A 20,105-nucleotide genomic window follows, 5' to 3' on the forward strand; every position below is an offset into this window, starting at 1 on the left:
TGGCATCTTCGAGTGTGACCGCGGCTCCTCACGCGAGTGAGGGTATGCCGACCATTCTGCCGCAGCCCTATCTCTTGTTCCTCGGCGACACCACCGAAGCGGGCTTCGCCAAGACCGCGCTCGGCCTGGTCGATTGGGCGGGTGACCGCTGCGTGGGGGAGCTGGCGGTGGCGGGCTGCACCGTCACCACCGGCCTGCCGCGCATGTCGCCCGCGCAGGCCAGGGCGGCGGGGGCGCAATCGCTGGTGATCGGCGTCGCCAATCAGGGCGGGGTGATCGGCGATAGCTGGATCGCAGCGCTGGTCGAGGCGATGGAAGCGGGCCTCGACCTGATCAGCGGACTGCACATGCGGCTGGCCGCGGTTTCGGCGCTGGCCGAAGCGGCTCAGCGCACCGGGCGCCGGCTGATCGACATCCGCACCCCGCCTCCCTCGATCCCGGTCGCGACGGGCCGCAAGCGGAGCGGCAACCGCCTGCTGACCGTGGGCACCGATTGCGCGCTCGGCAAGAAATATACCGCGCTGGCGCTGCACCGCGCCTTCGTGGCCCGCGGCGTGGATGCCGATTTCCGCGCCACCGGTCAGACTGGGATCATGATCGCCGGCGGCGGCATCCCGATGGACGCGGTGGTCTCCGATTTCGAGGCAGGCGCCGCGGAGATGCTCAGCCCGGATGCCGAGCCCCGGCATTGGGACGTGATCGAGGGACAGGGATCGATCTATCACCCCGCTTATGCCGCGGTTTCGCTGGGGCTGCTCCACGGCAGCCAGCCCGACGTGTTCGTCGTCTGCCACGATCCGGCGCGCACCCATGTGCTCGGGCTCGACGGCTTTGCCTTGCCATCGATCGAGGAGGTCATCGATCTCACCGTCCACCTCGGCAGCCGCACCAATCGGGCGATCCGCTGTGGCGGGGTCAGCTTCAACACCGGTCGCTATGGCGAGGAGACCGCCGAGGCGTTGATGTCCGCGGAAAGCGACCGGCTCGGCCTGCCCGTCGCCGATCCGATTCGCGGCGGCGCCGCGTTCGACGCGCTGGTCGCGAACTGCCTCGCATGATCGCCGGCGAACCGGGCAGGGCAAGCTGGTTCCAGCGCTTCCTGTTGCCCGGCTTCGCGCTGAAGGCCGTGATCATCGGCGGCGGTTACGCCACCGGACGCGAGCTTGCCGAATATTTCGTCCCCGCCGGCCCGTGGGGCGGGCTGGCGGCGATGCTGCTGGCGATGGCGATCTGGAGCCTCGTAGCGGCGCTGACCTTCGCGCTCGCCCGGGCGATGCATGCTTATGATTATCGCAGCTTCTTCGAAGGCTTGCTCGGTCCCGGCTGGATCGCCTTCGAGATCGCCTATCTGATCTTCGTGATCCTCATCCTCGCCGTGTTCGGCGCCGCGGCGGGGGCGATCGGCGCGGCCACCTTCGGCTGGCCAGAGGCGGTCGGGTCGATCCTGCTCGCCGCAGGGATCATCGTCACCACCGCGCTCGGCACCAGTGCCGTCGAGCAATTGTTCAAATATGTCTCGATCCTGCTTTACGCCGTCTACGCCCTGTTCCTGGTGCTGGCGCTGGTCAGCTTCGGCGGGCTGATCGGGCGGGGTTTCGCCGCCGCGCCGCCGCCCTCGGGCGACTGGATCGCGGGCGGGCTGACCTATGCCAGCTACAATATCGTCGGCGCGGTGGTGATCCTGCCGATGCTGCGCCACCTCACCAGCCGCCGCGATGCCGTGGTCGCCGGATTGATCGCCGGCCCGCTGGCAATGCTCCCGGCGATCCTCTTCTTCGTCGCGATGATGGCCTTTTATCCGGCGATCGGCAGCGAGGTCCTGCCCTCCGATTTCCTGCTGCGGGCGATGAACATTCCCGCCTTCCACTTGCTCTTCCAGCTGATGATCTTCGGCGCCCTGCTCGAAAGCGGCGTCGGCGCGGTCCATGCCGTCAACGAGCGCATTTCGGGCGCAGTCGAGGCCCGCGGACGCCCGCCGCTCGGCACCCGGGCGCGCGGGGCGATCGGCGCGCTGATCCTCGCCGGCTGCATGTTCGTGGCGGCGCGGATCGGGCTGATCGACCTCATCGCCAGCGGCTATCGCTTCCTCGCCTGGATGTTCTTGATCGTCTATCTCGCGCCGCTGCTGACGCTTGGCGTCTGGCGGCTGCTGCGCACCCCCGAACCACCGCTGGAGCCGTTGCCATGAAGCCGATCCGCATGCTCGCTCTGGGGCTGATGCTCGCCGTCGCGACGCCCGCCGCCGCCGATCCCCCGTCCGATCTAGCTGCCCGCGTCGAGGCGCTGCGCAAGCAGATCGGTGCCACCGGTGTCTCGATCGCGATCGTCGAGAACGGCAAGACCACGCTGGCGCGGGGCTGGGGCGAGCGCAAGCTTGGCGACAAGGCCAAGGTCGACGAACGGACGATCTTCCAGACCGGCTCGACCGGCAAGGCGATGACCGCCGCCGCGCTCGCGATCCTCGTCGACGAAGGCAAGATCGCCTGGGACGATCCGGTGATCAAGCACATCCCCTGGTTCCGCATGTACGATGCCTGGGTGACGCGCGAGATGACGGTGCGCGACCTGCTCGTCCACCGCAGCGGCCTCGGCCTCGGCCAGGGCGATCTTATGTTCGTGCCGCGCACCCATCTCACCCGCAAGCAGACCGTCGAGCGCATCGCCTTCCTCAAGCCCAGGACCAGCTTTCGGTCCTCCTACGCCTATGACAATGTCCTCTACGCCGTCGCCGGCCAGCTGATTGAGGAAGTCACCGGCAAGAGCTGGGAAGTCTTCATCCGCGAACGGCTGCTGCGCCCCGGCGGCATGACCGACGCCACCAGCGACAGCGAAGACCGTTTCCGCATCGCCAACCGCTCGCATCCGCATGCCCGCCTCTCGGGCGCGCTGCGCGGCCTCGGCCCGCAGCAAGTGCTCGACGAGCGCGACGAGCTCGGCCGCAACGGCGCCCCCGCCGGCGGCCTCGCGCTCAGCGCCAACGACATGGCGGCGTGGCTCAAGATCCAGCTCGCGTATGGCGCGCTCCCCGACGGCAAACGCCTGTTCAGCAAGAAGCAGGCGCTCGAGATGTGGAACCCGGTGGTGACAATGCCGATCACTCCGCTGCCCCCGTCGCTCTTGCCCGCCATGCCCACTTACCAGGCCTATGCGCTCGGCTGGCAGGTCCAGGATTATCGCGGCCACCGCATCGTCGCGCATAGCGGCGGCGTGTTCGGATCGATCACCCGCGTCGTGATCGTCCCCGACAAAAACATCGCCTTCGCGATCATGATGAATTCCGAGGACAGCGGCATGCTGCTCGGCCTCTATTACATGCTGCTAGATCACTATCTCGGCGTGTCCGACCGCGACTGGACCAAGAACTGGCAGGATTGGTACGAACAGCGCCTCGAAGGCGGCCGCGCCTTCCTCGCTCAGGCCAAGGCCGCGCCCGCCAAAATCGGCCCCTCGCTCGATCTCGCGCGCTACGCCGGCCGCTATCGCGATCCCTGGTATGGCGACGTCGTCGTCGCCTCGACTCCGCAGGGCCTGACCATCGACTTTACTTCGACTCCGCGGATGCAGGGCCGGCTCAAGCACTGGCAATATGACAGCTTCGTCATGGACTTTGACGACAAGGCGATCGAACCCGCTTACGTCACCTTCGCGCTCGACGCCGACGGCAAGATCGCCGGCGTGACCATGAAAGCAACGAGCCCCATTGCCGATTTCAGCTGGGATTATCACGATCTCGACCTCAAGCCGGTGGTAGACGCAAAGTGAAGCCGCTCGCCATCGCCCTCGCAGCGCTGACGCTGTCCGGCGGCGTCACCACCGGCGCCGCCGAGGATCCCGCCGCGCTCCACAAGCGCCTCCTTACCCTGGACACCCATCTCGACACTCCGCTCCACTTCGGCCGCGAGGGCTGGCGCTTCGACGCCCGCCATAGCCCCGCCGACGATATCTCGCAGGTCGATCTCGGCCGGATGCGGGAAGGCGCGCTCGATGGCGGCTTCTTCGTCATCTATACCGATCAGGGCCCGCTCAGCGCCCAGGGCTATGCCGACGCGCTCGCCTTCGCCCGCACGCGCTCGGACCTGATCGACCGCACGATCGCCGCCTATCCCAAGCAGATCGCCCCGGCGCTGACGGCGGCAGACGCGCGGCGGCTGGACGGCGAGGGCAAGCTGTTCGCCTTCAAGTCGATCGAGAACAGCTACCCCCTCGGTGAAGACCTGTCTCTGCTCGCCGAATTCTACGCAAAGGGCGTCCGCCTCGCCGGCCCCGTCCACGGCAAGAACAACCAGTTCGCCGATTCCGCCACCGACGCCCCGCGCTGGAACGGCCTCAGCCCGCTCGGCCGTTTATGGGTCGCCGAGATGAACCGCCTCGGCATGGTCATCGACGCGAGCCATGCCTCCGACGCCGCGTTCGATCAAATGCTCGAACTCTCGAAATACCCGATCCTCCTCTCGCATTCGAGCCTGCGCTCGGCCTATGACCATCCCCGGAATCTCGACGAGGACCGGCTGCGCAAGCTTGCCGTCAAAGGCGGGGCGATGTGCATCTCGACCATCTATCTGTCCGAGATGAACCTCACCGCCGAGCGCGCCGAGCTGTTCGGCAGATACGAGCAGATCGGCACCCTCTCTCCGGCCGATCAGGCCGACCTCACGCGCCGCTGGAACGCGCTCAACACCCGCGAAAAGATGTGGAACGCCGATTTCGAAAAAGTCATGGCGATGCTGCTGCGGGCGATCGAGGTGGCGGGCATCGACCATGTCTGCGTCGGCGCCGATTGGGACGGCGGCGGCGGCGTCGATGGGATCGAGGACATCACCGCACTCCCCAAGATCACCGCCCGCCTCAAGGCGGCGGGCTATGGCGACGCCGAAATCGAGAAGATCTGGAGCGGCAACGTGCTCCGTATCCTCGGCCGACAAAAGGGATAACCTTCGCGAGCTGCGCTCGCGCCGGACATCAGTCGCAACCGTCGGGGTCAGACGACTTGACGAACCTCGAAGCTTCCGGCGGGCGCCGGCTGCAGCAGCCGTTCGGGGCTCGCCTGAGGATCGAGCCATTCGGCCCAGTCGGCACGCTCGAGGACAACGATCTGGCGATCATGATAGGGTAATATGTCGGGGCCGGGCGAGGTGGTAAGCATTGTATAGGCCTCGCCCACCTGCGGATCGGCACGCCATAGCCCGGCGATGCAAAACCAGGGTTCGGTACGCTTGGTGAACAGCCATTTCTGCTTGCGCTTGGGCTTCTTGCCTTCGGCATCGAGCGGGGCTTCGGTAAATTCGTAGAAGCCGTCGGCAACTATCAGGCAGCGCCCGGTCTTGAAGCGGCGCCCTTCGGAGCGGAAATTATAGACCGGTTTGCCGTGCGCACCTGGCCAGCTCCAGCGGCGCATCACCAGCTCCGCGCCACCCCCGGGCGCCGCCCGGACGATGGCGTTGCGATCGGTGATGCGGATGCTGTCGAGCGGCTCAAAATTGGGCATCCCTTCCGGGAAGTGAATGGGAATGCGCAGATCGTTGAAATCGTTGCGCAACAGCCCGAGCGCGATGCGGCGCGCTTGTTCGTTGCACATCGCCCGCTTCCCTCAGCCCGCAACGACGGTTTGTTCGATCACGCCGAAGATCGGATGGTGGCGCTCGTCCTCGGCCCAAATTCGAACGGTGTCGCCCGCCTTCAGGAAGGGAGTCTCGGCCTTGCCGCCGCGGATCGTCTCGATCGTGCGGACCTCGGCGATGCAGCTGTAGCCGACCCCACCGTCTGCGACAGGCTTACCCGGGCCGCCATCGGCGTCGCGATTGGAAACCGTGCCAGAGCCGATGATCGTGCCTGCGCCCAGCTTGCGCGTCTTGGCGGCATGCGCGATCAGCGTGCCGAAATCGAAAGTCATGTCCTCGCCTGCCTCGGCGCGGCCGAAAGGCTGGCCGTTCAAGTCGACCATCAGCTTGCGATGGAGCTTGCCGTCCTGCCACCAATCGCCGAGCGCATCGGGGGTGACGAAGACCGGCGAAAAGGCGCTGGCGGGCTTCGACTGGAAGAAGCCGAAACCCTTGGCGAGCTCGCCAGGGATCAGGTTGCGCAGGCTTACATCGTTGGTGAGACCAACCAGGCGCACTGCCGCGAGCGCTTCCTCGCGGCTGGCGCCGAGCGGCACGTCGCCCGTCACCACCACGACCTCGGCTTCGAGATCGCAGCCCCAGCTTTCGTCGGCGAGCGGGATTTCGTCCCGGGGGCCCAGGAAGCCGTCCGATCCGCCCTGATACATCAGCGGATCGTGCCAGAAGCTGTCGGGCATTTCGGCGTTGCGCGCCTGCCGAACGAGCGCGACATGGTTCACATAAGCGGATCCGTCGGCCCACTGGAATGCGCGCGGCAGCGGCGCGGCGGCAAGGCGCTCGTGGAAGCGCTCGCGCGGGATCGTCTCATGTTCGAGATCGGTGGCGAGATTTCGAAGATCGGGGAGGACGCGATCCCAATCGTCCAGCGCGGCCTGCAGCGTCGGCGCGATCATGGCGGCGCTCGCATACCAGGCAAGGTCGTTCGAGACGACCACGAGTTTTCCGTCACGTCCATATTTCAGGCTGGCCAATTTCATTCGTATCTCCTCTTCTCCCCAGCATAGCCGGCTGCGGGGCCAAGTCGAGCAGTTGACTCCGAGGCCCGGGATCAGCATCGCAACGACATGCTGTCGGGCCTTCGCTTCTTGGACCATGGCGGCGAGATGGCCGCACGCATCCGGGAAGCGGACTGGGAGGGATCACCGCTAGGGCGGCCCGAAGAGTGGCCGCCAGCGCTTAAGTTCGCGCTCGACATGGCGCTCGCGGCGACCTTCCCGACCGCAATCTATTGGGGCCCGGATTTCCGCTTGCTCTACAACGATGCGTGGGCGCCGATTCCCGCCGAACGCCACCCCTGGGCGCTGGGTCGTCCGGGTGGCGAAGTATGGGCGGATATCTGGGACGTCGTCGGGCCCCAGATCGCGCAGGTCGTCGCCAGTGGCGAAGGGTTTGCGATTTTCGACCAGTATCTTCCGATGGAGCGCGACGGCCGGCCGCACGACACTTGGTGGAACTACAGCTTCACACCCATCCGGGACGAGGATGGGGAGGTCGTGGGCGTCCTCAACCAGGGTAATGAGACGACGCGCTCGGTGTTGGCCGAACAGGCGCGTCTGGCGGAGGTGGGGCGGCTGCGCGAGCTGATGCAGCAGGCGCCGGGCGCCGTCGCGTTGCTCCATGGGCCGGAGCACCGTTTCGATATCGCCAACGCCGCTTATGTCGAGCTGGTGGGAGGGCGCGACGTGCTCGGGCAGCCGCTCGCCGAGGCGCTGCCAGAAGTTGTCGGCCAGGGTTTCATCGATCTGCTCGACAGCGTTTTTGCAAGCGGCGAGCCCTATCGCGCCACGGGGATGCAGATCGCGCTCCAACGCGAGGCGGGCGCCGCGCCCGAGATGCGGCTGCTCGACTTCGTCTATCAGCCGATCAAGGACGCCAACGGGAATACCACCGACATCTTCGTCGAGGCCAATGACGTCACCGAGCGCGAACAGGCGCAGGAGGCGCTGCGGGTCAGCGAAGAGCGGCTGCAGCTGGCGCTCGATTCGTCGATCGGGGTGGGCACCTGGTTCTGGGACGTCAAGGCGAACCAGGTCAGCGCCGATGCGCGCTTCCTGCAGCTCTACGGTGTCCGGGAGATCGGCGCCGGCCAAAGCGCGCCGATCGAATCCTTTTTTCGCAATATCCATCCTGACGATCTGCCGCGCGTGCAGGCCGGTATCGCCAGGGCACTGACGCATGGCGGCAGTTTCCACGACGAATATCGCCTCGTTCAGCCCGACGGCGCGATAAGCTGGGTCAGCGCGCAGGGGCGCTGTACGCTCGACGAGGACGGAGAGGCGGTCCGATTCCCCGGCGTCAGCTTCGATATCACCGAGCGCAAGCACGCCGAGGATGCCGCACGTGCCGCTGCGGAAGAGTTGCGCAAGGCCAACGAATCGCAGGCGTTCCTGTTCGCCCTCGCCGAGCGGCTGCGCGGCATCGCCTCTCCCGAAGCCGTCATCGAACATAGCGTCGAAACCCTGATCGACTGGATCGGCGCGGATCGCGCCGGTTTCTATCGCGTCGACGGGGACGCGCTCGACTTCGGCGCATCGGTCGCGCGTGGTGCGTTGGCGCCCTTGAGCGGCAATATACCGCTGTCCAGCGCGGGTGCGAGCGCGCTCGCTTCCTATCGCGCCGGGCGTACCGTGATCCTCTCCGATACGGCCGCGGGTACCGATCTGGCTGACAGCGACATCCCGTCGCGCGCGGCGTCGGCAATCGGCGTGCCGCTGCTGCGCGGCGGCGAGTGGGTGGCGACCTTGTACGTCAACCAGGCCATGCCGAGGGCGTGGAGCGGAGAGGAAGTCGCCATCGTCGAAGCGGTGGCGGAACTGACCTGGGACGCGGTCGAACGCGCCAACGCCGTCGTCAGGCTGCGCGAAAGCGAGGAGAAGTTCCGCGCGATCGCCAATTCGATCGATCCGATGGTCTGGTCGACGCTTCCCGACGGCTACCATGACTATTATAATGATCGCTGGTACGAATATACCGGCGTCCCGCCCGGCACGACCGATGGCGAGGGCTGGGCCGAACTATTCCATCCCGACGATCAGGCCCGTGCATGGAAACTCTGGGGCCACTCGCTGGCGACGGGCGAACCCTATTATATCGAGTATCGCCTGCGGCATCGCACGGGCACCTATCGCTGGGTACTCGGCCGTGCGCAGCCGGTGCGCGACGCCGACGGCCGGATCACCCGCTGGTTCGGCACCTGCACCGATATCCAGGAGATCGTCGACGCCCGCGAAGTTCTGGCTCGCTCGCGCGAGCAGCTGGAGGCGGAAATCCGCGTGCGTACCCAGCGGCTGATGCAGGCTGAGGAACAACTCCGCCAGGCGCAGAAGATGGAAGCGGTGGGCCAGCTGACCGGCGGCATCGCACACGACTTCAACAACATGCTGGCAGTGGTGATCGGCGCGCTCGACTTGCTCGAGCGGCGGCTGGCCAAGGGCGAGATCGACGTCGAGCGCTATGTGATAGCCGCGAAGGACGGGGCCGGCCGCGCCGCCGCACTGACCCAGCGGCTGCTCGCTTTTTCGCGCCAGCAACCGCTTGCGCCGGTCCCGGTCGATGTGAACGAGATGATCGACGGCATGATCGAGCTTCTGGTCCGCACATTGAGCGAGGACATCACGGTCGAGACGCAGCTGCGCCAGGGAGTGGGCAGGGCGCTTGCCGATCCGAACCAGCTTGAGAATGCGATTCTCAACCTTGCGGTCAACGCGCGCGATGCAATGCCGGGGGGCGGCACGCTGGTGATCGCGACTGCCGCTGTCACGCTTGCGGACGAGGCTGCGGGGCTGGGGCTCGAGCCTGGCGACTATGTCGAGATTTCGGTGGCGGACGGCGGGGTGGGGATGCCGCCCGACGTGGTCGCGCGCGCCTTCGATCCGTTCTTCACGACCAAGGGGGTGGGCAAGGGTACCGGACTGGGACTGAGCCAGGTCTTCGGCTTCGTGCGCCAATCGGGCGGGACGGTGCGGATTGACACCAGCGAGGGGACGGGCACCGACGTCCGCCTTTATCTGCCTGGTTATCAAGGTCCGGCGCCGGAGACGGTCGAGGCGAACGCCGCCGGAATGATGAATGCGCGGCCGGGCGAAGTGGTGATGGTGGTCGAGGATGAGGAGCGCGTGCGCACCTTTTCGGTCGAGGCGCTTCGCGAACTGGGATATCAGGTGGTCGACGCGCGCGACGCGCGCGAGGCGCTGCGCCTGATCGAGCGCGGGCAGCAAGTCTCCCTGCTCTTCACCGACGTGGTGATGCCCGAGATCAACGGGCGCGAGCTGGCGAAGCGGGCGCAGGCGATGCTCCCCGAGCTCAAGGTCTTGCTGACCAGCGGCTATACGCCCGAAGTGGCGGGAGACGATCAATCGATCCTCACCAAGCCGTTCGACCTGCGCCAGCTGGCGGCCCGGGTGCGCGCCGCGCTGGACGGCTGAGCCGGAGCGCTTTAGGGCGCCCCCGAAAGGAACTCGACTTTGGCGAATGTCGCAGTGATCGGCGCCCAATGGGGCGATGAAGGCAAGGGCAAGATCGTCGACTGGCTGGCGGAGCGCGCCGACCTGGTCGTGCGCTTCCAGGGCGGGCACAATGCCGGGCATACGCTCGTCGTCGGCGACAAGGTCTACAAGCTGTCGCTGCTGCCCTCGGGGCTGGTGCGCGGGACGCTGTCGCTGATCGGCAATGGCGTCGTCTTCGATCCCTGGCATTTCCGCGACGAGGTCGAGAAATTGCGCGGCCAGGGCGTCGCGATCACCCCCGACAATCTCCAGGTCGCCGAGACTGCGCCCTTGATCCTGCCCTTCCACCGCGATCTCGACGCGTTGCGCGAGGATGCCAGCGGCGCCGGCAAGATCGGCACCACCCGCCGCGGCATCGGCCCGGCTTATGAAGACAAGGTCGGCCGCCGCGCGATCCGGGTGTGCGATCTGGCGCATCTCGACGATCTCGACGCCCAGCTCGATCGCCTGTGCGCGCACCACGATGCGCTGCGCGCCGGTTTCGGCGAGCCGCCGATCGACCGCGCGGCGCTGATCGAAGAGCTGCGCGAGATCGCCGGGGTGGTGCTGCCCTTCGCGGCGCCCGTCTGGCTGACGCTCAAGCAGGCCAAGGAACGCGGGCGGCGGATCCTGTTCGAGGGCGCGCAGGGCGTGCTGCTCGACGTCGATCACGGCACCTATCCGTTCGTGACCTCGTCCAACACGGTGAGCGGCACCGCCTCTTCCGGCTCGGGGCTCGGGCCGGGATCGGTCGGCTTCGTGCTCGGCATCGTCAAGGCCTATACCACCCGCGTCGGCTCCGGGCCGTTCCCCACCGAGCAAGACAATGAAATCGGCGAATTGCTCGGCACCAAGGGCAAGGAATTCGGCGTCGTCACCGGGCGCAAGCGGCGCTGCGGCTGGTTCGACGCGGTGCTGGTGCGCCAGGCGGCGGCAGTCAGCGGCATTACCGGCATCGCGCTGACCAAGCTCGACATCCTCGACGGGATGGACACGATCCGGATCTGCACCGGCTACAAGGTCGGCGACAAGCACTATGATTATCTGCCGCCGAGCCCGCAGGACCAGGCCCGCGTCGAGCCGATCTACGAAGATATCGAGGGCTGGCAGGATTCGACCGCGGGGGCGCGCAGCTGGGCGCAGCTGCCGGCGGCGGCGATCAAATATATCCGGCGGATCGAGGAATTGATCCAGTGCCCGGTGGCGTTGGTCTCGACCAGCCCGGACCGCGACGACACGATTTTGGTGCGGGACCCCTTCTCGGACTGATTCGGGGATTGGGCTCCGCTTAGCTTCCCACTTTTCGCGTGTTTTGTGAAACTTCGTTGCTCGAAAGCGCAAGATTAAACTGCAAAGCCGGGAAGCGGTGCAGGCGAGCGATCGGAACATAAAGGGAACGTAGCAGGTTTCGCTCCTGTAGGAAAGTTCTGCGGATCAGCCGACCTGCGCGCGGTGGAGCAACTTCTGGTCGGCCAGCACCAGGGCCACCATCGCCTCGACCACCGGCGTGCCGCGGATGCCGACGCAGGGGTCGTGGCGGCCCTTGGTCATGATCTCGGTCGCTTCACCCTCGCGGGTGATCGTCTCGACCGGCGTGAGGATCGAGCTGGTCGGCTTGAATGCGGCGCGGACGCGCAGCGGCTGGCCGGTCGAGATGCCGCCGGCGATGCCGCCGGCATGGTTGGCGAGAAATTCGGGATGGTTGGTGCCCGGGCGCATCGCATCGGCATTTTCCTCGCCCGATAAGGCCGCCGCGGCGAAGCCGTCGCCGATCTCGACGCCCTTGACGGCGTTGATCGACATGACCGCCGCCGCCAGTTCGCTGTCGAGCTTGGCATAGATGGGCGCGCCCCAGCCGGGGGGCACGCCGGTCGCCTCGCAGGCGATCACCGCGCCCAGCGACGAGCCGGCCTTGCGCGCGGCATCGACGAGGCCTTCCCAGCGCATCGCCGCGGCGGGATCGGGGCAGAAGAAGGGATTGCGGGCGATCTCGTGCGCGTCGAAATTGCCATAGTCGATCGCGTCGCCGCCGATCGCCTCGACCCAGGCGGTGATCGTCACTTCGGGGATCACCGCCCGCGCCACCGCCCCCGCCGCGACCCGCGCCGCGGTCTCGCGCGCCGAGGAGCGGCCGCCGCCGCGATAGTCACGGAAGCCATATTTCGCGTCATAGGCATAATCGGCATGGCCGGGGCGATAGGCCTTGGCGACTTCGGAATAATCCTTCGACCGCTGGTCGACATTGTCGATGTGCAGCGCGATCGGGGTGCCGGTGGTCTTGCCCTCGAACACGCCCGACAGGATGCGGACCTGGTCGGGCTCCTGGCGCTGGGTGGTGAAGCGCGACGTGCCCGGGCGACGCTTGTCGAGGAAGGGCTGAATATCGGCTTCTGAAAGCGCCAGCCCCGGCGGGCAGCCGTCGACGACCGCGCCGAGCGCGGGCCCGTGCGATTCGCCCCAGGTGGTGAAGCGGAAGACGCGACCGAAGGTGTTGAAGCTCAAGACCCCTCTCCCCTCTGGGGGAGAGGGAGGGGCCCGCTCGGCGTAGCCGAGTGGGAGGGTGAGGGCCTCAACGCAACGCCGATCGCTGCGGCCACGCCCTCGAGGTTCCGCATCACATCATCGTTGGAAAAGCGGATCACCCTGAACCCTTCATTCTCAAGCCACGCGCTGCGTTGCGTGTCATATTCCTGCTGATGCGCATGCGTATCGCCGTCAACCTCCACCGCGAGCTTCGCCTCGGCGCAATAGAAATCGACTAGGTAGGGACCGAGCCACGTCTGTTTGCGAAATTTGGCGCCGGCGACCTGGCGATTGCGCAGCGCGCTCCACAAGCGCTTCTCAGGCTCGGTGGGGTTGTGGCGCGCTTCGAGCTGGAACCTCTGCGCGGCGTATCCTGGTGGTCGCTTCATGCCCTCACCCTTCCCACCGCCTTCGGCGGCGGGCCCCTTCCCTCTCCCCCGAAGGGGAGAGGGAGTTTACGCCAACGCGATATCCGGCGCGTCCTCGGCCTTCATGCCGATGACATTGTAGCCCGCATCGACATGGTGGGTCTCGCCGGTCACGCCCGAGGCGAGATCGGAGAGCAGATACAGCCCCGCCCCGCCGACATCCTCGATCGTGACGTTGCGCTTCAAGGGCGCGTTGAGTTCGTTCCACTTCAAAATAAGCCGAAAATCGCCGATCCCCGAGGCGGCGAGCGTCTTGATCGGCCCGGCCGAGATCGCGTTGACGCGGATATTGTCGCGGCCGAGATCGACGGCGAGATACTGGACGCTGGTCTCGAGCGCGGCCTTGGCGACGCCCATGACGTTGTAATGCGGGATGACCTTCTCGGCGCCGTAATAGCTCAGCGTCAGCAGGCTGCCGCCGTTGGGCATCATCCTCGCCGCGCGCTGGCAGACAGCGACGAACGAATAGACCGAGATGTTCATCGTCATCAGGAAATTGTCGAGGCTGGTATCGACATAGCCGCCGCGCAACTCGTTCTTGTCCGAAAAACCGATGGCGTGGACGACGAAGTCGATCGTCGGCCAGCGCGCGGCGAGCGTCTCGAAACTCTTGTCGAGCTCGGCCATGTCGGACACGTCGCAATCGATCAGGAAATCGCTGCCGACCTGGGCTGCGAGCGGCCGCACGCGCTTCTCAAGCGCTTCGCCCTGATAGCTGAAGGCAAGCTCGGCACCATGTTCGGCAAGCTTCTGGGCAATGCCCCACGCCAGCGAGCGATCGTTCGCCAGCCCCATGATCAGCCCGCGCTTGCCCTGCATCAATCCCGTCACGTGCTACCGCCTTCCTGTTCGCGCGCCTCCTCTACCCCGTCGTGCGGCACTTCCGCCAGCGCTGCGTTGAGTTCGGCGCCGATAACCACGCCGAGCCCGATAATGTAGAAGAAAATCAGCGAGATCATGACGCCGGCAAGGCTGCCATAGGTCAGATCATAGCCGCCGAGCGAGGAGAGGACGAGCGGCAGCAGCGAGGTGGTGGCCATCCACCAGGCCGTGACGAACAGCGGCCCTGGCCATTTGGGGCAACCGCTCTTGCGATAGCGGCGCGGGGTCAGCGAGTAGAACAGCATGTAGAGCGCCCCGAACAAGGCAAGCGCCGGGGCAAAGCGGCCGACCGAGACCAGGGTCTGCACCTGCGTCGACAAAGGCAGCACCCGATAGACGAACTGCTCGACCGCCGTGAGGATGATCTGGAAGCTGAACGCCGCCATCGCCAGGATCACCGCGCCGACGATCAGCCCGATCGAGCCGAGCCGATAGCGCCAGAAGGGGGTGCTCGACTGGGTGCCGTAGGCATCGCGCAATATGCCGCGCAGCGTCTCGATGAAGCCCGCGGTGGTCCACAGCCCGACCAGCCCGCCCAGCCATAAAAGGGCACCGGTGCGCGCCTGGAGCACATCGGACACCGGCTTGCGCAACACGTCGGCGACGTCGGGCGGCACGGTCTGGAGAAATGCCTCGAGCGTGCGGATGCCTTCGCTGCTGCGCCCGAACAGTTGCGCGAGTGCGGCGGCGACGATGAAGAAGGGGAAGAGCGTGACCAGCGAGAGATAGGCAAGGTTGCCGGCATAGGTGAAGCCATCGGTATAGGTGCCGACGACGACCCGCTTGAACACCACGAAGAAGCGCTCGGGGAGGCCGAGGTCGGTCATCCGGCCGTGAAAGCCGCTGCCGCCGCCGTGCCGCCGCGCCTCGGGCGATTCGGGCGAGATCGCCGCTGTGGTTTCCCCCTGTTCGGTCGCGCCCTCGTTCACGCTGATCAGACGCCCATCCGGCCCCGTGGGTTCCGCTTGTCCTGCCAGCCTTGCGCAAACTCGATCAGCGCATCGTCGTCGACCGGCAGATCGACCACCAGATTCGCCAGCTGGTCGCCGCGGCCGCCGCTTTTCTTGTGGAAGCCGCGGCCCTTGAGGCGAAGCACCTTGCCCGAGGTCGATCCCTTGGGGACGCTGAGCATCACCGCGCCGTCGGGCGTCGGCACGCGGACCTGCGCCCCGAGCACGGCTTCGTCGAGGCTGATCGGCAAGTCGATGCGGATATCGTCGCCGTCGCGCGTGTAGAAGCGGTGCGGCTGGACCTCGATCGTGACGATCGCGTCGCCAAAGCCGCCGGGGCCTTCCTCACCCTTCCCGCCGAGCCGCATCTGGGTGCCGGTCTCGACGCCTGCGGGCAGCTTCAGGTCGATCGTCTTGCCGTCGCGCAGCGTGATCCGCTGCGGCGCCAGGCGCGCGGCATCCTCGAACGGCACGGTGAGGCGATAGGCGACGTTGGCGCCCTTGGCCGGTGGGCGTCTTCCGAACCCGCCGAAACCGCCGGTGAAGCCGCCGCCGCGGCGCCCGCCCGCACCGCCGAACAGCCCCTCGAAAATGTCGCCGATATCGCCCTGGTCGCCGCCATAATCTGCGCGGAAGCCGCCCTGCGGTCCGCCGCCGCCGCCGAAGCCGAACGGAGAGGTCGGATTGCCGTCCCCGTCGATCTCGCCCCGGTCGAAACGTGCGCGCTTGTCCTTGTCGGTCAGCAGGTCATAGGCCTGGGTCACCTGGCTGAAGCGCTCGGTGGCCTTGGGATTGTCCTTGTTCTTGTCGGGATGCAGCTCCTTGGCGAGCTTGCGATAGGCCTTCTTGATATCGGCTTCGCTGGCGCCGCGTGCCACCCCCAGCGTTACATATGGATCGGCCATGTCGTCCCCTGTTCTACCGGGGGTATTTCGGCGCGGGGCCGGCTTCGCGCAAGTGGCAAAGCCGGTCAGTCGCCCAGCGGCTCGACATCGACCGAGACCTGCATGTTCTGCGCGCCCGATCCGAGCACGATTCCGTCGATCGGCGCGACATCGGCATAATCGCGCCCGATCGCGACGACGATATGATCGCCGGCCATCCAGATGCCGTTGGTCGGATCGACCCCGACCCAGCCGAGATCGGGGCCGGCCCAGACCAAAACCCAGGCATGGGTGGCGTCGGCGCCCACCAGCCGCGGCCTGCCCGGCGGCGGCAGCGTGCGGATATAGCCCGAGACATAGGCCGCGGGCAGACCGGCGGCGCGCAAGGCGGAGAGCATGATCTGCGCGAAATCCTGGCAGACCCCGCCGCGCTTGGCGAAGGCTTCGCTGGGGGTGGTGTCGACCAGCGTCGCGTCGGTATCGAAGGCGAATTCGCGCTGGATGCGCAGCGCGAGACCGATCGCCGCTTCGAGTACGCCGCGCCCGGAATCGAGATCGGCGGCGCTCCAGGCGGCGATGTCGCGGTCGAGCGGAATCAGCGGCGAGGGGAAGAGATAGGCGGCGGGGCTTGCCGGAGAGGCGTCGCGGCTGAGGCGCGCGGCGGCGCCGACTTCGGCGATCGTCGGATCGGACGGCCGAGGCATCGGCACCGGGCGATCGACGCGCACCCGCGCGCTGCTGGTGATGATCAGTGAGCGGGCGGGCTTGTCGACGACCAGCCGCATGACGTTGGCGAGCCCGGCCTCGGCGCGGGCGGGGGCGGTGCGGCCGTGGGGCTCGATGGCGAGGGCATAGTCCTCGACCTTCTGGCCCGACCAGTCGATCGGCTGGAGCCGCAGGTTGTTGCGCGCAAAGGCGACGGGCCGCGCATATTCGAAACGGGTGATGTGGCGGATCTGATAGAGCATCGTCAGGCCAGGATCATGCCGGCGGCACGCAGCGGCTCGGCGCCCTGCAGGAAATAGCGCCGCGCGACGGCGTTGGAGAGTTCGAACAAGCGGGTCTCGAGCCCCCACAGGAAGCTGTCGTCGATCCCGGTGGCCTTCGCGGTGACTAGGGCTGCGGCGAGCTCGCGGGCATGCTCCTGCTGCCGTTCGGCGAGACCGTCGTCGGACAGGACCGGAAGCTTGTTGAGATGCGCCGAGATCGCCGCTGCCTGGAAGGCGATCGCGCGCGGATTGCCGGGATCGAGCGTCACCAGATCGAGCACGGGCACGCGGGCGATCCCGGTGAGGTAGCGCTGGCGATAGCTGATCTGGCTGTCCATGAGATCGAGCAGGGTCGAGAGATCGTCGGCGGTCGCGTCCGGGCCACCGAAAGCGCGGACGAAGCGGATCGCGGCCAGCGCGCGCTCGATCCGGCGGCCGAGATCGTGGAAGCGCCAGGCGTCGGTGCGCGCCATATGCTCGGCGGCGAGCCCGGCGATCGCCGAATAGCGGCGCTGGAGCGTGCCGGCCTTGTCGAGCAGCACGCCGTGGGTCGGGAAGGGCGCGTCGAGCAACTGGACCATGTCGGCTGAGAGCCGCTCGCGCGAGACTTCGCCGATCAGCCGCGCCTGGGCGTTGATCGCGCGGACGCTGTAGCTCGATGCATCTTCGAGCGCGGTGCGGGCTAGAGCGGTCAGGTCGGCGCGCTTGAGCGTTTTGGGCTCGGGCGCAGAGCCGCCGGCGACGACAAGGCCGGCGAGCCGCGCGACCGTGGCGCCCGCCAGCGCCGCGCCGGTATCGGCGCTGATCGAATGGCCGAGCAGCACGCGCAGGACGCCCAGCAATGCCTCGCCGCGCTCGAGGTAGCGGCCGAGCCAGAAGAGATTGTCGGCCACCCGGCTGGGCAGCGTGCCGGGATTGCGGCGCAGCTGGGTGGTGTCGCCCGAGGGGAGCAGCGAGACGCTGGGCACCGGATCGGGACCGTGGATGCAGACGTCGGCCGACCAGATTCCCTCGCCCATCACTGCGGCGCGCGGATCGGCATGCTCGCCGATGCGGGCGAAGCCCCCGGGGAGCACGGTCCATTGCCCGTCCGCGCCGCGCGCGGCGAACACCCGCAGCGTGAAGGGGCGCGCGCTCAGCGCATCCTCGGCGACGACCGGCATGGTGGAGAGGCGGACGACTTCCTGCCCGACATAATCCTGCGGGCGGCGGGCCATATCGTCGAGCAGCGCCGCGCGTGCTGCCGAATCGAGCGTGGCGCCCAGCACCGCGCCGCCGGGCAGGCCGAGCGGAGTCGCGCCGAAGGCGGGCGCGATCAGCAGCGAATCGAGATTATCGGTGACATAAGCGCGCTCGGTCTCCTGTCCGCACCACCAGGTCGCGATCGTCGGCAACCTTAGCGGCCCGCCGTTGATCGCGCGGGCGAGGCGGGGCAAGAAGGCTTCGAAGGCGGGGGATTCGAGCAGGCCGACCCCGGGGGCATTGGCGATGACGACATTGCCCGCGGCCATCGCGTCGATCAGCCCCGGCACCCCGATCGACGAGGTCGCGTCGAGCGCGAGCGGATCGAGCAGCCGCGGATCGAGCCGATGCCACAGCGCGTCGATGCGCTTGAGCCCGGCGATCGTGCGGACATAAAGCTGGTCGTCGAGCACCGCGAGATCGGGGCCCTCGACCAGCAGGAAGCCGAGATAGCGGGCGAGATGCGCCTGCTCGGCATAGCTGGGATTGAAGCGGCCCGGGGTGAGCAAGGCCATGCGCGGCTCGGCGCGCCGGCAGCGCTCGGCCAGCCCCTCGCGAAAGGCGGCGAAGAAAGGGGCGTGGCGCTCTATATTGAGCCGGGTCTGCAGCCCGCCGAGCGTGCGCGCCATCGCCAGCCGGTTTTCGAGCGCATAGCCCGCGCCGGCGGGCGCGCGGAGATGGTCGGCGAGTACGCGCCACTCGCCCGCGGGCCCGCGGCCCAGATCGAAGGCAATGAACTGGAGGTGGCAGCCGCCGGGCGGCTCCAAATGGGTGAGCGGGCGCAGGAAGAAAGGCGAGCCGGTGACGAGTGCTGCGGGGACATGGCCATCGGCGACCAGCCAGGCGGGGCCGTAGAGGTCCTGCAGCACCGCTTCGAGCAATTCGGCGCGTTCGGCCACGCCTGCGGCGATCCCGTCCCATTCGGCCTTTTCGAGCAGCAGCGGAACCGGGGAGAGCGGCCAGGGGCGCTCCTCGCCCTCGCCGGCGATGCGGAAGCCGGTGCCGATATCCTCGGCATGGCGCTGGGCGCGCTCGCGGGCGACGTCGAGCCCCTCACCCGAGACGCCGGCCAGTTCCTCGAGCAGCGCGGACCAGGCCGCGTCCTGCCGGCCGCGCGCGCAGAGCACGTCGCTGCGGGGCACATGGGCGCAATAATCGGCGATCCACCGATCGGCGATGGTGCCCGCATCGAACAAGGTTGCGGCGCTTGCCACGTCTCTTCCCTAACCCTTTGTTCCACGATGGGGGAAAGGGTGCTGCCTTGCAACAAGCGACGGCATATTCCTTCGTCATCCCCGCGAAGGCGGGGATCCAGGGTGGCGGAGCGGCGTCCTGTGTGATTCTGGATCCCCGCCTTCGCGGGGATGACGGGGGAGGGGGTGGCGATGCTCGTGGCTCAAGCATCTTTGAGCGGGTCGAATCCGAAATCTTCCGCCAGGTCGCGCCACGTCGGGTTCTCCTCCTCGATCAGGCGGATTTTCCAGGCGCGGTTCCATTTCTTGATGCGCTTCTCGCGAAGGATCGCGGATTCCATTTGAACGTGCACCTCGAACCAGATGAGGCGGTTGCAATCATGGTCGGCGGTGAAGCCCGGTACGGCCTTGGTGCGGTGCTGGTGGATGCGGCCGAGAAGTGCGGATGTGACGCCGGTGTAGATCGTGCCGTTTCGGCCGCTGGCGACGATGTAAACGGTGGGGATCCGTTCCATGGGTCTGCATACCACCCTCCGTCATTCCCGCGAAGGCGGGAATCCAGGGTGGCGGAGTGGGGTCCTTTGTGACTCTGGATCCCCGCCTTCGCGGGGATGACGGTGGAGGGGTGACGCGAGAAGAACGTGTGGGGCGGACGAACTCTGCGTCACTCTATCGCCTTGGCGGCTGCCGCCCGCACCGCTTGGAATGCCTCGCCGGACGAAAGGGTCGGGCGTGGGTCCGCCAGGGCTTCGGCGACCCGAGCTCGAAGCAATGTTTCCAACTCCAGCTTTTCGTGATGAAGCGGGTCGGTTGCGACGGAAGGGGTAGGGCTCATGTAAGCCATTCTACCACCCTCCGTCATTCCCGCGAAGGCGGGAATCCAGGGTGGCGGAGCGGCGTCCTTTGTGACTC

The 20,105-nt window shown here is 67.2% G+C and carries 16 protein-coding genes; 6 read left to right on the forward strand and 10 right to left on the reverse strand.

What is annotated here, in order from left to right; translation table 11 throughout:
* The first annotated feature begins 44 nt into the window (after positions 1-44).
* The 4 genes from OKW87_RS12755 to OKW87_RS12770 are packed head-to-tail and all read left to right on the forward strand — an operon-like array spanning position 45 to position 4,931.
* Positions 45-1,058: a DUF1611 domain-containing protein gene (locus OKW87_RS12755; protein ID WP_265540049.1), complete on the forward strand. Its 1,014-nt coding sequence runs from the start codon at positions 45-47 to the stop codon at positions 1,056-1,058.
* Entirely contained in the window at positions 1,055-2,188 is a 1,134-nt protein-coding gene (locus OKW87_RS12760) for a YkvI family membrane protein (RefSeq protein WP_265540051.1), read from the forward strand. Before OKW87_RS12755 ends, OKW87_RS12760 begins: the two co-directional genes overlap by 4 nt.
* The gene (locus OKW87_RS12765) at positions 2,185-3,762 is read left to right on the forward strand and encodes a serine hydrolase (RefSeq protein WP_265540053.1); all 1,578 of its coding nucleotides are present in this window, start codon (positions 2,185-2,187) and stop codon (positions 3,760-3,762) included. Before OKW87_RS12760 ends, OKW87_RS12765 begins: the two co-directional genes overlap by 4 nt.
* Positions 3,759-4,931 carry a dipeptidase gene (locus OKW87_RS12770; protein WP_265540055.1) on the forward strand — a complete coding sequence of 391 codons (1,173 nt, stop codon included), beginning with the start codon at positions 3,759-3,761 and terminating at the stop codon, positions 4,929-4,931. Before OKW87_RS12765 ends, OKW87_RS12770 begins: the two co-directional genes overlap by 4 nt.
* A 47-nt stretch (positions 4,932-4,978) precedes the next feature.
* Here OKW87_RS12770 and OKW87_RS12775 read toward each other — a convergent pair whose 3' ends face one another.
* Positions 4,979-5,575, reverse strand: a complete 597-nt coding sequence (locus OKW87_RS12775) for an SOS response-associated peptidase (protein ID WP_265540057.1) — start codon at positions 5,573-5,575, stop codon at positions 4,979-4,981.
* Positions 5,576-5,587: 12 nt separating this feature from the next.
* Complete coding sequence (locus OKW87_RS12780) at positions 5,588-6,595, reverse strand: fumarylacetoacetate hydrolase family protein (protein WP_265540059.1); 1,008 nt, start codon at positions 6,593-6,595, stop codon at positions 5,588-5,590.
* 87 nt (positions 6,596-6,682) lie between these two features.
* Between OKW87_RS12780 and OKW87_RS12785 the strand changes: the two genes are divergently transcribed.
* Positions 6,683-10,042: a PAS domain-containing protein gene (locus tag OKW87_RS12785; protein WP_265540061.1), complete on the forward strand. Its 3,360-nt coding sequence runs from the start codon at positions 6,683-6,685 to the stop codon at positions 10,040-10,042.
* 39 nt (positions 10,043-10,081) lie between these two features.
* On the forward strand, positions 10,082-11,371 hold the full coding sequence (locus OKW87_RS12790) for an adenylosuccinate synthase (protein ID WP_265540064.1): 1,290 nt from the start codon (positions 10,082-10,084) through the stop codon (positions 11,369-11,371).
* A 165-nt stretch (positions 11,372-11,536) separates the two neighbouring features.
* Here the strand turns inward: OKW87_RS12790 and aroC are convergent, their stop codons facing one another.
* From aroC to OKW87_RS12830, 8 genes are all read right to left on the reverse strand, one after another.
* Positions 11,537-12,604 carry a chorismate synthase gene (aroC, locus tag OKW87_RS12795; RefSeq protein ID WP_265540066.1) on the reverse strand — a complete coding sequence of 356 codons (1,068 nt, stop codon included), beginning with the start codon at positions 12,602-12,604 and terminating at the stop codon, positions 11,537-11,539.
* Positions 12,601-13,014 (reverse strand): endonuclease domain-containing protein, encoded by a 414-nt coding sequence (locus OKW87_RS12800; protein ID WP_265540068.1) that lies wholly within the window; start codon positions 13,012-13,014, stop codon positions 12,601-12,603. The genes aroC and OKW87_RS12800 overlap by 4 nt, the downstream gene beginning before the upstream one ends.
* A gap of 66 nt (positions 13,015-13,080) precedes the next feature.
* The gene (gene fabI, locus OKW87_RS12805; protein WP_322740316.1) at positions 13,081-13,884 is read right to left on the reverse strand and encodes an enoyl-ACP reductase FabI; all 804 of its coding nucleotides are present in this window, start codon (positions 13,882-13,884) and stop codon (positions 13,081-13,083) included.
* Positions 13,881-14,864 carry a YihY/virulence factor BrkB family protein gene (locus OKW87_RS12810; protein WP_265540070.1) on the reverse strand — a complete coding sequence of 328 codons (984 nt, stop codon included), beginning with the start codon at positions 14,862-14,864 and terminating at the stop codon, positions 13,881-13,883. The genes fabI and OKW87_RS12810 overlap by 4 nt, the downstream gene beginning before the upstream one ends.
* Positions 14,865-14,869: 5 nt before the next feature.
* The gene (locus OKW87_RS12815; protein WP_265540072.1) at positions 14,870-15,790 is read right to left on the reverse strand and encodes a DnaJ C-terminal domain-containing protein; all 921 of its coding nucleotides are present in this window, start codon (positions 15,788-15,790) and stop codon (positions 14,870-14,872) included.
* Between the two features lie 65 nt (positions 15,791-15,855).
* Positions 15,856-16,737 carry a transglutaminase family protein gene (locus OKW87_RS12820; protein ID WP_265540074.1) on the reverse strand — a complete coding sequence of 294 codons (882 nt, stop codon included), beginning with the start codon at positions 16,735-16,737 and terminating at the stop codon, positions 15,856-15,858.
* 2 nt (positions 16,738-16,739) lie between these two features.
* Positions 16,740-19,214, reverse strand: a complete 2,475-nt coding sequence (locus OKW87_RS12825) for a circularly permuted type 2 ATP-grasp protein (RefSeq protein WP_265540076.1) — start codon at positions 19,212-19,214, stop codon at positions 16,740-16,742.
* Positions 19,215-19,396: 182 nt separating this feature from the next.
* On the reverse strand, positions 19,397-19,708 hold the full coding sequence (locus tag OKW87_RS12830) for a GIY-YIG nuclease family protein (protein WP_265540078.1): 312 nt from the start codon (positions 19,706-19,708) through the stop codon (positions 19,397-19,399).
* Between the last annotated feature and the right edge of the window lie 397 nt (positions 19,709-20,105).

The organism is Sphingomonas sp. M1-B02, assembly GCF_026167525.1.
Taxonomy (GTDB): domain Bacteria; phylum Pseudomonadota; class Alphaproteobacteria; order Sphingomonadales; family Sphingomonadaceae; genus Sphingomonas.